Consider the following 12,102-nt stretch of genomic DNA (forward strand, 5'->3'; position numbering starts at 1 on the left):
TATAGAATTTTCCCTTTTGTCTATAATGGATATGATGCATTATCGAGAAATTTCGTACAGAAACATCGCTTGTTGTGCACAATCGGGAACTGCCTAAGGGGGACTTTCGGTTAAACAGAGGTTCTTCCTTTGTTTAACCGGGGTTTCGACGTTTTGAAGGAGGGTTTAGTTAATGATTGAAATCGAAAAACCGAAAATCGAAACGGTTGAACTTAACGAAGATGCTAAGTATGGCAAATTCGTGATTGAACCGCTTGAGCGTGGATATGGTACTACTTTGGGTAACTCCTTACGTCGTATTCTTTTATCCTCACTCCCTGGTGCCGCTGTAACTGCTATCCAAATCGATGGCGTTTTACACGAATTTTCAACAGTAGAGGGCGTAGTAGAGGATGTTACTACGATGATCTTAAACTTGAAAAAGTTAGCTCTTAAAATCTACTCTGAAGAAGAGAAGACGTTGGAAATCGATGTACAGGGCGAAGGTATTGTCACAGCTGCTGATATTACTCACGATAGTGATGTTGAAATCTTAAATCCAGATTTACACATTGCAACGTTAGCAAAAAATGCGCATTTCCGCATGCGTTTAACTGCAAAGCGTGGCCGTGGGTATACGCCAGCTGTTGCAAATAAAAGCGAAGATCAACCAATAGGAGTAATTCCTATTGATTCTATTTATACTCCAGTATCACGTGTGACTTACCAAGTGGAAAAGACACGTGTCGGACAAGTGGCTAATTATGATAAGCTTACGCTTGATGTATGGACGGATGGAAGCATCGGGCCAAAAGAAGCTATCTCTTTAGGTGCCAAAATCTTAACTGAGCATTTAAATATCTTTGTTGGTTTAACTGACGAAGCACAAAATGCTGAGATTATGGTCGAGAAGGAAGAAGATCAAAAAGAAAAAGTTCTTGAGATGACTATCGAAGAACTAGATCTTTCTGTTCGTTCTTATAATTGCCTAAAACGTGCAGGAATTAATACTGTACAAGAGCTTGCGAACAAAACAGAAGAAGATATGATGAAAGTTCGTAACTTAGGACGTAAATCCCTAGAAGAAGTTAAACATAAACTTGAGGAATTAGGTTTAGGTTTACGTAAAGACGACTGAGGATTTAAACCCATCAACAAAGGAGGGAACTACGAATGGCATACAGAAAATTAGGCCGTACAAGTGCGCAACGTAAAGCTATGTTACGTGATTTAGCTACTGATTTAATTATCAACGAGCGCATCCAAACGACAGAAACTCGTGCAAAAGAACTTCGTTCTGTAGTGGAAAAAATGATCACTTTAGGTAAACGCGGAGATCTTCATGCTCGTCGTCAAGCAGCAGCTTTCATCCGTAATGAGGTTGCTAACGCTGAGACTGGTCAAGATGCACTTCAAAAATTATTCGCTGATGTAGCTCCACGCTATGCTGAGCGCCAAGGCGGATACACTCGTATTGCAAAAATTGGTCCACGTCGCGGAGACGCAGCACCAATGGTAATTATCGAGTTAGTATAATGATGATTAAAAGGGCAGGACAGTTCTTTTCAAGTAACTGGTCATGGCCCTTTTTTTTTAAGTATAAAAAAATAGGCTAACTTGGCGGAAGAAAGGGTGCCTTGTATTGAAAAAAGAGAAACTTCGGACAGAAAATATATCATTTCAATATCCTGGGGCAGCCTCTTATGCATTAAAAGATGTTTCGTTTTCCTTATATGAAGGAGAATGGGTATCTGTTATTGGACAAAATGGTTCAGGGAAGTCTACACTTGCAAAATTATTGAATGGCTTATTTTTACCGGAATCAGGGACAATTACTTTAAATGATACAATGATTTTATCAGAGGAAACAGTATGGGATGTTCGAAAGCAAATTGGGATGGTATTTCAAAATCCAGATAATCAATTTGTTGGAACGACAGTACAAGATGACGTTGTATTCGGCCTAGAGAACATCGGAATGCCAAGGGAGCAGATGATAGAAAGACTAGAACAAGCTCTGCAACTTGTCCGTATGGAAGATTTTTTAAATGAAGAACCCCATTCGTTATCTGGTGGACAAAAGCAGCGAGTCGCAATAGCAGGTGTTCTAGCACTTCAGCCATCTATTTTAATACTAGATGAAGCAACTTCAATGTTAGACCCTCAGGGGAGACGTGAAGTAGTAGAAACGGTCAGACAACTTGTTAATCAAAAGGGTATTACGGTGTTATCGATTACGCACGATTTAGAAGAAGCGGCACAGTCAGACCGTATTATTATTTTGAACAAGGGAGAAATATTAGAGGAAGGTATTCCAGAGAAAATTTTCAAATCCTCTCATATGCTCCAAGAGATTGGATTAGATGTACCTTTTTCGGTGAAAATAGCAGAATTATTAAAAAGAAATGAAATTCACTTGCAAAATACGCATCTTACAATGGAAAGCTTGGTGAACGAACTTTGGAGATTACATTCCAAAAAGTAGAACATCGTTATCAATATAAAACTCCATTTGAAAGACGCGCACTTTATGATGTAGACGTGTCGTTTCCAAGTGGGGGCTATTATGCCATTATCGGTCATACTGGTTCAGGTAAGTCGACGATGATTCAACATTTAAATGGTTTATTGCAGCCGACAAATGGTACGGTTCAAATTGGTGAACATTTAATTTCAGCAGGGAAGAAAGAGAAGAAACTTAAGCCGCTACGAAAAAAAGTAGGGGTTGTCTTTCAGTTTCCAGAACATCAACTATTTGAAGAAACAGTTGAAAAGGACATTTGTTTTGGGCCTACTAATTTTGGTGTATCTGAAGAAGAGGCGAAACAAAAGGCGAAAGATGCAATCCAGCTTGTTGGATTGGACATAGAGTTATTAGCACGTTCTCCGTTTGAATTAAGCGGTGGGCAAATGAGGCGTGTTGCAATCGCAGGTGTACTTGCGATGGAACCCGAAGTGCTTGTATTAGATGAACCTACAGCAGGGCTTGATCCGAAAGGACAGCACGAGCTCATGGAGATGTTTTACAATTTGCATAAGGAGCAGGGGCTTACAGTCATTCTTGTTACCCATAATATGGAGGATGCCGCTAAGTATGCAGATCAAATAGTGGTCATGCATAAAGGAACGGTCTTTTTGCAAGGAAGAGCAGAGGAAGTATTTTCACATGCTGATGAATTAGAACAAATCGGTGTGGATCTTCCAATGTCTTTAAAGTATAAACGTGCAATTGAAGAGAAGTTTGGTATTTCAATTTCGAAGGCTACCTTATCTTTAGAGGATCTTACTCATGAAGTTGTGCAGGTGTTACGAAAAGGTGGTCATGAATCATGCAGCAGTTGATTATTGGGAGATACATTCCAGGTCAGTCACTCATTCATCAACTTGATCCTCGTACGAAGCTGTTGATTGTCTTTTTATATGTATTTGTTGTTTTCTTAGCAAATAATGCGATTTCATATGGATTTTTATTTTTATATGCACTCATTGCTTTATTTTTTGCAAAAGTGCCGATTCGTTATGTGCTTTCGGGCTTAAAACCAATTTTATGGATTTTTCTTTTTACATTTTTCCTGCATATTTTTACAAATAAAGAAGGGGAAGTACTATTCCAGCTTGGTTGGTTTTCGATACATGAAAAAGGATTAGAGCAAGGGATCTACATTTCTATACGATTTTTCGTTATTATTTTAATGACGACATTATTAACGTTAACAACGACACCAATTGAGATTACAGATGGTTTAGAGACGTTATTAAAGCCGTTGAAGCGTATGAAAGTTCCTGTTCATGAAATCGCATTAATGATGTCAATTTCTCTTCGATTTATCCCCACATTAATGGATGAAACGAGTAAAATTATGAAAGCGCAGGCGTCACGTGGTATTGATTTTGCTGGAGGACCGATAAAAGATAGGATGAAAGCTATTATCTCACTACTCGTTCCACTATTTATCAGTGCTTTTAAGCGTGCAGAGGACTTAGCGATTGCGATGGAATCTCGTGGATATAAAAGTGGCGAAGGACGTACTAAATTTAGGCAACTACGCTGGAAAATAAGTGATACAGTAACAATTGTAAGCTTACTTTGTTTAGCTTGTATTTTGGCATGGGTGCGGTCGTAATGGAGAATAGAGAAATGGAAAGAATAAAATGTACAGTTGCATATGATGGCATTCATTTTTGTGGTTACCAAATTCAACCACAGCATCGTACTGTTCAACAAGAAATAGAGAAAGCATTGCAGAAGTTGCATAAAGGAGAACTTGTTCGTGTGCAGGCATCAGGCAGAACGGATTCTACCGTTCACGCCAAAGGACAAGTGATACACTTTGATACACCTTTGTCTCTTGAAGAGTGGCAATGGAGTAATGCTTTAAATACAATGTTGCCGGATGATATTATTATCAGGCAGGTAGAGAAAAAAACAGAAGAATTTCATGCACGTTACGGTGTCGAGAAAAAAGAATATCGCTATCGTGTATTATTATCAAAGACTGCGGATGTATTTCGTAGAAATTATGTATATCAATATCCATATCCGCTCGAAATAAACTCTATAAGAAAAGCGATTCCTTATTTTATTGGAACGCATGACTTTACTTCTTTTTGTTCGGCAAAAACTGACAAAAAAGATAAAGTGCGAACAATTTATGAAATCGAATTAATTGAGCAAGACGATGAATTAATTTTTCGCTTTGTAGGTAATGGATTTTTATATAATATGGTCAGAATTATTGTTGGTACGTTACTTAGCGTAGGCCAAGGAAAGCTTGATCCTGATAGTATTCCAGAGATTTTAGCGAAACAAAATCGCCAGTTTGCTGGAAAGATGGCTCCAGGTCATGGACTTTACTTATGGCAGGTAAACTATAACAACTAATCCTGGTGTAACATTTGCTTGACATTAGAAACTCAAAAGTATATCATAACATATGGTATTGTTTCTAAAACCACGATTAGCCCCGGAAGGAAATCGTGTTTAAGATAAACAATAGATTTTTTCTATGGAAAAGATAACGAGGAGGGAAACACATGCGTACGACTTTTATGGCAAAAGCTAACGAAGTTGAGCGTAAATGGTATGTGGTTGATGCTGAAGGTCAAACTTTAGGTCGCCTATCTACTGAAGTAGCATCCATTTTACGTGGTAAACACAAACCTACATTTACACCACACGTTGACACGGGTGATCATGTAATTATTATTAACGCTGAGAAAATTCATTTAACAGGTAATAAATTAAACGATAAAATTTACTACCGTCACACTAACCACCCAGGTGGACTTAAGCAAAGAACAGCTCTAGAAATGCGTACAAACTACCCTGTACAAATGTTAGAGCTTGCAATTAAAGGCATGCTTCCAAAAGGACGTTTAGGACGTCAAGTGTCTAAGAAATTAAACGTGTATGCTGGAGCAGAGCATCCACACCAAGCACAACAACCAGAAGTTTACGAACTTCGCGGATAATTAATTAAAGGAGGGCTTACTTTGGCACAGGTTCAATACTATGGCACTGGACGTCGTAAGAGTTCAGTAGCGCGCGTACGCCTAGTTCCAGGCGAAGGACGCGTTATTATTAACGGTCGTGATTTTGAAAACTATATCCCATTTGCTGCATTACGTGAAGTAGTGAAACAACCTCTAGTTGCAACAGAAACTTTAGGTAACTACAATGTACTTGTAAACGTAAATGGTGGTGGATACACTGGTCAAGCTGGTGCTATTCGTCACGGTATTTCTCGCGCTTTATTAAAAGCTGATCCAGAATACCGTCTAACATTAAAACGTGCAGGTCTATTAACTCGTGACGCACGTATGAAAGAGCGTAAAAAATACGGTCTTAAAGGCGCACGTCGTGCACCTCAGTTCTCAAAACGTTAATCAATTTCTTATTGCATCAACGTTTACAAAAGTTTTTTGGTTCAAGTTGGTGCAAATCAGCTTAAACCTCATAAAGAACTTAACAGATTTAAAGCATCGGCATCTTGCTGGTGCTTTTTTTCTGGCATTAATTCCAGATAATAATTTTGCGTTGTCTGAATGTTTATGTGTCCTAATCTTTTTGAAACATAAGCAATATCTATATCTTGGGCAAATAAAAAAGATGCGTGTGTATCTCTCAGACCGTGAAAGGTAGTTCTTTTAATGTTTAACCCTTTCAATAACTCTGCTAATCGTTCGGATTGTTTAAAGCCGCCAAAGCCAAAAATATAACCATTTTCCTTAACAGGAATCTTGCTAATAAGGAGATAAACTTCTTTGTTTATAGAAACATCACGTTTTGCATTTTGTGTCTTTAGTGAAGTATCATTGGAAGTAGGACTGATTGAGTGCCTAACTTCTATTCCGTATTCATATAGACTTTCTGGGCGAATAGCTAATAATTCCCCCCGTCGCATACCCGTTTCTAAGGCAAGTAATACAAGTAAGTTAAATTCCTCTTCTGGATGCTTTAAAACGTAATTACGAAGCTTTTTAAATTCGGTTATAGATAAAGCTCTGTTTCGCTTAGGTGGATTTTCCCCACGTGTTTTTACTAGACGAGCAAAATCATTTGAAATATAGCCACGAGCATATGCATCACGCAAAGATGTTTTTATTTTAAGAAGAACCTCATGTGTTGTTTTTCGAGAATGTGTTTTCGCATATTCGTCAATTTTCTTTTGAACGACAATATCATTTAAGTCTTTTAGTTGGATATCCTGAAATAAGTTTCTGATAACCCCTAAAGTACGAACATAATTTTGAAATGTTGTTTCCTTAACATCATTTACTTTTACAAGGTAAATCCAATTCTCGAAAAAATCCGCAAAGGTTGTTGTTCTTTGTGCAATTTCTTTGCCTTCTCCTTTCGCTAATTCCATTTCTAATGCCCAAAGTTGTGCTTCCTTCTTTGTCGGAAAAGTTTTAGAAAGCTTTTTATGTTTTCCTTGTTTGTATAAGGAAACTTGCGCCCGATACGATGTTCCTCTTTTTATAATACTAGCCATGCTATCAATCCCTCTCATAAAAATAGTTGATAGATGCCAGTTGAATACACCCGTATTGTATTCTGGATTTGGCATATTATCAACTATTAGTAATTTAAACAGAGTGTCTCTCGATAAAATTTATTAAAGACTTTATTGTGTATCGTTCTTGTCGACCAATCAAGAAACGTTCAAGATGCTTATTTGAACGAATATATTTATCAAATGATTTTGGGTCTATTCCTAAAAAACGGGATGCCTGTTCTCTTGTTAGTAAATACGGAAAAGGGAAACATTCCTTGTTTTCCATGTGTTGATACTCCTCTCTGTTCTTTTTTTGAGAAAAAAGAGATACTTAGAATAAGACAGTTTGCGAATGGTCTTTTGGCTTGTTATTATTTACTTTGTCTGGTTTATTTTTAATCCCATTGAGTACCTGTTTATATAATTTTTCTGATTTCAAAATTTGTAGTAGATCCTCATTCTTTGTTACTTCAATATATGGATTCGGTTCTTTGCTTGATTTTTCAAGGAAAAAATTATCTAGCTTGCTGTCATAAAAAGCAATTTGTATTGAATCTTTATCAAGGTACAAAACTAAGTTTATTCGTCTTGCTAGTTGCTTGAATGAATCAGTATGTAAGTCAAATTTCTTATTGTCCTCTATTATTTTTATATAAAAATCTCTAGGTTTATATGGGGAAGTGATAATAAAAATATTTGCTGTAAGTGGTTTATCAAAATATCGACTAGCTCCCATTACATCATCATTGAAAGGGTCAAGCATTTTTAGTAAATCACTGTATTGAAATATAGACGGTCTTAATTCGTCCAAAATAATAATTTTCTGACCTTGATAATGCTGAAATGGATCTCTACTAGAACCAGTAACAAAATAGTCTTCATCATATTTAGAAGCATAGTCTTTTGCAAGCCTTGTTTTTCCTACGCCCGAAGCTCCATATAACCAAATAACTTCAATGGATAGATTATTTTCCCTCATGTATTCTCTCCATTCATCTGCTACAATTTTCATACGCTTTTGATAAACGGAGTCAATACGGGTTTTAGCCTTCGCATATTGTGAACCTGATAGTTGTCTCTCTACCTCTTCCTTGGTGATTCCACCTATATATAATTTGTCTAGTAGTCCCTTGATAATCAATTCATCTTTTCCAGTTAAGGTAAATTTAACGCGCTTTTTCGCTTTTTCTATTAAATCTTTGTAGTCAAAGCTGGCTTCTACTTCATTGACATCATATTGATGTTGTTCTTGGGCATCAGTAGTAGCATGAATCAAATAAGAGTAACCGTTTGTAGAGTCTCCCTTCCATTGTTGAATATATTGGGGTCTATCCTTTAGTATTTTTGCAACATTGTCAATGCTTCTGGCATTTTCAAATTGTAACATTACATGAATGTGAGGTGTTTTAAGAGAACCATCTTCGTTCATATCCTTGTTGTGAAGGATACCAGCGTATTTGGTAGGGTTTAGCTCTTTTCTAATATGTTCTAAGCATTCTGTTAAGTCTTTAAAGGGTAAGTGTTCTAAATTTTGGACATACATCATATTTTTGGCTTTAACCATAGGACTAACCTCATTTCATATATATTGGCAACACTGACACTTTTAAAATAAGGGGTGATAACAAGCCCTCACCCCTTGATAATAAAGGCTTTCAACGTTTTGGCACCAATCTGTAATACTTTTTCTATGATTGGGTAGCGTGCTTTGAGTCTTTGACTCCGCACGCCACCCAATCACAGGATGATTACTATTCGATCAAACGGATATCGTCAGCCTTAATACTTAAAGTTGCTCTGTTATTAGCAACGAAAGGTGTTCCTACCGCATTGATTATTTCCACATAAGTTTGTGGTACTAGATTCTTTTTGTGTGGAATTGTAATATTTAGGATTTCTCCATTTGAAACATCGATGAGTCGATAAGAATATCCATCAACCGTTTCAGTACGCTCACCGTTAACGTATTTGAATTTTTCCCTTGGCTCTGCGTTTGTAGTTAATAAATCTTCCAAGTTAATGCTATAGCTTGCCATATTTATGGCTCCTTTCTCACCAAAGAAATTTTAATTTGCTTGAAAAAATTACTATATCTTTGGATTGCTCAGCTTTTATGGTCGTTCAGAGCTTTGGACATATTTTTAAATCATATTCTCCTTTTTCTTCCCAAGGCCCTTAGCTATTAAGCTATTAGCATGTCTAATATTGTACTCTGGGACAAAAACTTTTAGCATGTCCGAGCTATCCGTTTGTAAATATCCTTCTCCACGTTTCAAAGGTATGTAATCGTCTTTTTCCAAATCGGGAAATAACATGCGTCTAGACTCGTCTGATAGCCTGCCTAAGCCTAAGCGAATAGGGAAGTTATCACGTGCCCCATTCACAAAGTACGAAGAGTCAGCACGTTGTAACGCCATAATAATATGGACATTGAAACTTCGTCCAAGCATCAAAAGTTCTGCAATTTTCTTCTTAAAATCATCTGCTTCCTTCTTGTCTAAAACTGTTAAAAAACTAGCAAATTCATCAATAAATAAATAGAGTGGTGTTCTTGTTGTATCTGCTCCATTTTGTCGCTGATGAAATCTATCCAAAAAGTTTAATATGCCGCCTTTTGCTTCATTGTAACGATAGCAATTCTGAAAATCTGCAAAAGGTTCGAAGTCTGTATCGCCTTTATAATCAATAACATAAAGCTCAATTTCTGGATTTTGTGCTACTAGAGAGGCTAAGAGATATTTGCTAGCATAGGTTTTTCCAGCTCCACTTGCCCCTGTAATGAGGGCATGAGGTAATTTTGTCCAATCTATAAATATTTTCTTTCCTCTATTTTGCAGGTCATAGAATGCGAAGAAAGTCATTTTATTAACTCCATTGCGATAATAAAATTTCCGTTCTGAACTGCCATTCCTAAAACGTTTAGATTAGGCACTTGTCCGAACGTATGTTGTTGACGTAATGCTTCCTGTAGCTTGTCTTTAAGATAGTCTCCGTTTACAGAAAGCTCCTTTTGGAGATTTTCTACATCTGATGTTCGGATGATTTCCATACTATAAATTCGATTACCATTTTGATAACAGAGAGATTTGTCGTCAGAAGGGTTCAAAGATACAGATTGTATTTCGCCTTCTAAACTTTGATATATTATTTTGTTTTTGAACCACCGTAATGATTCGGGAGAGTATTGGTGTAAAACTTTTTTTTCATCGAATCCAAGGTATTTTTGATAAAGAAATAATACTAATATTACTAGTAAAAACAACAATAACAGCAAAATATCCATCTTAGTTCCGCCCCAATCTTTTAATGTTTTGATAACTGCAATGACTTATAATAGTATGGAAGAATTTTTTATCACCTCACTTTTTGGTGTTTTGAGTAATACACTTTGTTTGCTACTCATGTAACCTATACGAGAATGATAATTTAAAATGAGCAGTAGAAAAATGCATGCATTTTTTTTATTTATTTATTTTTGATGTCTTGACAAAGGGAGAGAAATACGATTGGGGAATGGCGATAAAATTGAAAAAAAATTAGCGGATAAAGAATATTTAGAAATACTGCAGCAGGAAAAGTATGAAAAAAAAATTACAACAAAGATAACAGAAGATTATGAGGATAATTTGGATGAGATTCTTAATACTAAAGAAGCGCTAGACCCTAGAACTATAAAAAAATATAAAGATAAACTTCCAGGGAAGGAATTTCTGGAAAAGTTTAGAAGGGCAGATGTCTATTCAGAATATTTAAAGGGATTTGTTGAAGAAAAAGAAGATGAATACGAAAAACGATTCTTCTACTTTCAAAAAATTGAACTAGAAGAGCCTTTAGAACAATCAACTTTAGGAAAAAAGTTCGATAGTGAACTAACTAATTCAAAGTTTTATATGGACGATGAAGGGAATTTTTATATACGAAAAAAACTACCTGCAGGAATAGCTACTGATGAAATTGAGGCAGAATTAGTAAATAAAAAGATAGACAACAAAGTAGAAGAATTTCATAAGAAACTTATAAAGAGAGTAGAAAATTTAAGCTTTAGTAATTTAAATGATTTACAATATTCGTCATTCTTTAAAGCCTCTTTGGATTTTTATGAAAAATATCCAAATGCAGACTTTCTATTTAATCATTTTTTTTCACAACAATATGATTTATTCAGCCAATTACTGGACAATAAGATTAGTCTAGGGAAATTTTCAGACGAACTAGATAAGCTAATAGAAATTGTTTATACAAAAATTGAATTTGAAAATGACAAATAAGAAAGCGAGGAGTGTAAAAACTTTAAAAGGGAATTTTATAAGATGAAGTAGTTATAACATCAGCTTTAACGGCTACTTTTATAGAACCAGTCTATTGTGATTAAGGATTTAACAATCATGGTAGACTTTTTTTATTGCCTTTGAATACGGGTATTTACTTTTCAGCTCTCCTAATTATAATCTTCTAATGCGTCTGTAAAGGGGAGACGCATTAGAAGATTATGTAAAGGGTCTTCGTTCTTCGGATGTTATGAGTCAGCCAAGTAAGATAAGGGTGTGCAGAAAGCAAATTACGCTTTTAACGCACCCGAATTCATTGGGCTTCCCCAAAACATATACGAATCACTTGATAGCTTTGCTACTTACGCCACTTGACATTAATCGATGCAAAGATTCTCTATATGGTGACCTAAAAGGTCAAAAACTATAGAGATGTTGATCCAAATGGAAACCATTTTAGAAGTAGTTCGCATTGAACAAATTATTCGAGAGGCAGAAGTAGGAGTTAATTACAGTATTCGTAGCCCAGAAGACGGAGCAAAGATAGCGTCTCGCTTTATTGGTCGTGATGATCGCGAAGTGTTTAAATCAGCAATTCTCAATAACGCAGCAAGTGTAATTGTTGCACATCAGCATCCAAGTGGTGACATAACAAATGAAGATATTAACGTTACAAAGAGATTAGTCGAAGCTGGAAGGTTACTTGGTATCGGAGTGCTTGATCACTTAGTGGTAAATAGCGATAACAGTTTTACGAGCCTGAAAGAAAGAGGCTATATTTAAAAGGGAGAAGTGACTCCCTTTTTTTCTTCAAGATTTAATATAATTAAAAAGGAATAATTAGTTAGTGATCATTT

Annotated in this window: 16 protein-coding genes; 10 read left to right on the forward strand and 6 right to left on the reverse strand. The window is 36.0% G+C overall.

Annotation, left to right across the window (positions count from 1 at the left end; all coding sequences use genetic code 11):
* Nucleotides 1-172 precede the first annotated feature (172 nt).
* From NSQ47_RS21435 to rpsI, 8 genes are all read left to right on the forward strand, one after another.
* Nucleotides 173-1,117: a DNA-directed RNA polymerase subunit alpha gene (locus NSQ47_RS21435; RefSeq protein WP_002091540.1), complete on the forward strand. Its 945-nt coding sequence runs from the start codon at nt 173-175 to the stop codon at nt 1,115-1,117.
* Between the two features lie 35 nt (nt 1,118-1,152).
* Complete coding sequence (gene rplQ / locus NSQ47_RS21440; protein WP_000331490.1) at nt 1,153-1,515, forward strand: 50S ribosomal protein L17; 363 nt, start codon at nt 1,153-1,155, stop codon at nt 1,513-1,515.
* Nucleotides 1,516-1,621: 106 nt separating this feature from the next.
* Complete coding sequence (locus NSQ47_RS21445) at nt 1,622-2,464, forward strand: energy-coupling factor ABC transporter ATP-binding protein (RefSeq protein WP_204209846.1); 843 nt, start codon at nt 1,622-1,624, stop codon at nt 2,462-2,464.
* Nucleotides 2,440-3,321, forward strand: coding sequence for an energy-coupling factor ABC transporter ATP-binding protein (locus NSQ47_RS21450; RefSeq protein WP_002113327.1), 882 nt, complete (start codon nt 2,440-2,442; stop codon nt 3,319-3,321). The genes NSQ47_RS21445 and NSQ47_RS21450 overlap by 25 nt, the downstream gene beginning before the upstream one ends.
* The gene (locus tag NSQ47_RS21455; RefSeq protein WP_002091546.1) at nt 3,309-4,103 is read left to right on the forward strand and encodes an energy-coupling factor transporter transmembrane component T family protein; all 795 of its coding nucleotides are present in this window, start codon (nt 3,309-3,311) and stop codon (nt 4,101-4,103) included. The genes NSQ47_RS21450 and NSQ47_RS21455 overlap by 13 nt, the downstream gene beginning before the upstream one ends.
* Nucleotides 4,104-4,117: 14 nt before the next feature.
* Nucleotides 4,118-4,861, forward strand: coding sequence for a tRNA pseudouridine(38-40) synthase TruA (gene truA, locus NSQ47_RS21460; protein WP_002124694.1), 744 nt, complete (start codon nt 4,118-4,120; stop codon nt 4,859-4,861).
* Between the two features lie 152 nt (nt 4,862-5,013).
* Nucleotides 5,014-5,451 carry a 50S ribosomal protein L13 gene (rplM, locus tag NSQ47_RS21465; protein WP_002029337.1) on the forward strand — a complete coding sequence of 146 codons (438 nt, stop codon included), beginning with the start codon at nt 5,014-5,016 and terminating at the stop codon, nt 5,449-5,451.
* A gap of 21 nt (nt 5,452-5,472) precedes the next feature.
* Nucleotides 5,473-5,865 carry a 30S ribosomal protein S9 gene (gene rpsI / locus NSQ47_RS21470; RefSeq protein WP_002009728.1) on the forward strand — a complete coding sequence of 131 codons (393 nt, stop codon included), beginning with the start codon at nt 5,473-5,475 and terminating at the stop codon, nt 5,863-5,865.
* Between the two features lie 68 nt (nt 5,866-5,933).
* Here rpsI and NSQ47_RS21475 read toward each other — a convergent pair whose 3' ends face one another.
* From NSQ47_RS21475 to NSQ47_RS21500, 6 genes are all read right to left on the reverse strand, one after another.
* Nucleotides 5,934-6,974 carry a site-specific integrase gene (locus NSQ47_RS21475; RefSeq protein WP_341037956.1) on the reverse strand — a complete coding sequence of 347 codons (1,041 nt, stop codon included), beginning with the start codon at nt 6,972-6,974 and terminating at the stop codon, nt 5,934-5,936.
* A 94-nt stretch (nt 6,975-7,068) separates the two neighbouring features.
* Nucleotides 7,069-7,263: a DNA-binding protein gene (locus NSQ47_RS21480; RefSeq protein WP_341037957.1), complete on the reverse strand. Its 195-nt coding sequence runs from the start codon at nt 7,261-7,263 to the stop codon at nt 7,069-7,071.
* 45 nt (nt 7,264-7,308) lie between these two features.
* On the reverse strand, nt 7,309-8,541 hold the full coding sequence (locus tag NSQ47_RS21485; protein WP_341037958.1) for a Rep family protein: 1,233 nt from the start codon (nt 8,539-8,541) through the stop codon (nt 7,309-7,311).
* Between the two features lie 187 nt (nt 8,542-8,728).
* Nucleotides 8,729-9,013 carry a hypothetical protein gene (locus NSQ47_RS21490; RefSeq protein WP_341037960.1) on the reverse strand — a complete coding sequence of 95 codons (285 nt, stop codon included), beginning with the start codon at nt 9,011-9,013 and terminating at the stop codon, nt 8,729-8,731.
* Nucleotides 9,014-9,118: 105 nt separating this feature from the next.
* Nucleotides 9,119-9,838, reverse strand: a complete 720-nt coding sequence (locus NSQ47_RS21495; protein ID WP_341037961.1) for an FtsK/SpoIIIE domain-containing protein — start codon at nt 9,836-9,838, stop codon at nt 9,119-9,121.
* Complete coding sequence (locus NSQ47_RS21500) at nt 9,835-10,260, reverse strand: hypothetical protein (protein WP_341037962.1); 426 nt, start codon at nt 10,258-10,260, stop codon at nt 9,835-9,837. The genes NSQ47_RS21495 and NSQ47_RS21500 overlap by 4 nt, the downstream gene beginning before the upstream one ends.
* 223 nt (nt 10,261-10,483) lie before the next feature.
* Here NSQ47_RS21500 and NSQ47_RS21505 point away from each other — a divergent pair, with 223 nt between their 5' ends.
* Together NSQ47_RS21505 and NSQ47_RS21510 are read left to right on the forward strand one after the other, a co-directional pair.
* A complete protein-coding gene (locus tag NSQ47_RS21505; protein WP_341037963.1) occupies nt 10,484-11,245 on the forward strand; it encodes a hypothetical protein in 762 nt (253 codons plus the stop codon).
* Nucleotides 11,246-11,689: 444 nt separating this feature from the next.
* Nucleotides 11,690-12,028, forward strand: coding sequence for a JAB domain-containing protein (locus tag NSQ47_RS21510; protein ID WP_341037964.1), 339 nt, complete (start codon nt 11,690-11,692; stop codon nt 12,026-12,028).
* The last annotated feature ends 74 nt before the right edge of the window (nt 12,029-12,102 follow it).

Source organism: Bacillus sp. FSL R10-2780, from assembly GCF_038006125.1.
Taxonomy (GTDB): Bacteria; Bacillota; Bacilli; order Bacillales; family Bacillaceae_G; genus Bacillus_A; species Bacillus_A cereus_U.

Coding starts and splice junctions, on each gene's coding strand:
- NSQ47_RS21480 (WP_341037957.1), bottom strand. CDS start 7,263: ATGGAAAACAAGGAATGTTTCCCTTTTCCGTATTTACTAACAAGAGAA.
- rplQ (WP_000331490.1), top strand. CDS start 1,153: ATGGCATACAGAAAATTAGGCCGTACAAGTGCGCAACGTAAAGCTATG.
- truA (WP_002124694.1), top strand. CDS start 4,118: ATGGAAAGAATAAAATGTACAGTTGCATATGATGGCATTCATTTTTGT.
- NSQ47_RS21510 (WP_341037964.1), top strand. CDS start 11,690: ATGGAAACCATTTTAGAAGTAGTTCGCATTGAACAAATTATTCGAGAG.
- NSQ47_RS21435 (WP_002091540.1), top strand. CDS start 173: ATGATTGAAATCGAAAAACCGAAAATCGAAACGGTTGAACTTAACGAA.
- rplM (WP_002029337.1), top strand. CDS start 5,014: ATGCGTACGACTTTTATGGCAAAAGCTAACGAAGTTGAGCGTAAATGG.
- NSQ47_RS21485 (WP_341037958.1), bottom strand. CDS start 8,541: ATGGTTAAAGCCAAAAATATGATGTATGTCCAAAATTTAGAACACTTA.
- NSQ47_RS21495 (WP_341037961.1), bottom strand. CDS start 9,838: ATGACTTTCTTCGCATTCTATGACCTGCAAAATAGAGGAAAGAAAATA.
- NSQ47_RS21475 (WP_341037956.1), bottom strand. CDS start 6,974: ATGGCTAGTATTATAAAAAGAGGAACATCGTATCGGGCGCAAGTTTCC.
- NSQ47_RS21500 (WP_341037962.1), bottom strand. CDS start 10,260: ATGGATATTTTGCTGTTATTGTTGTTTTTACTAGTAATATTAGTATTA.
- NSQ47_RS21455 (WP_002091546.1), top strand. CDS start 3,309: ATGCAGCAGTTGATTATTGGGAGATACATTCCAGGTCAGTCACTCATT.
- NSQ47_RS21490 (WP_341037960.1), bottom strand. CDS start 9,013: ATGGCAAGCTATAGCATTAACTTGGAAGATTTATTAACTACAAACGCA.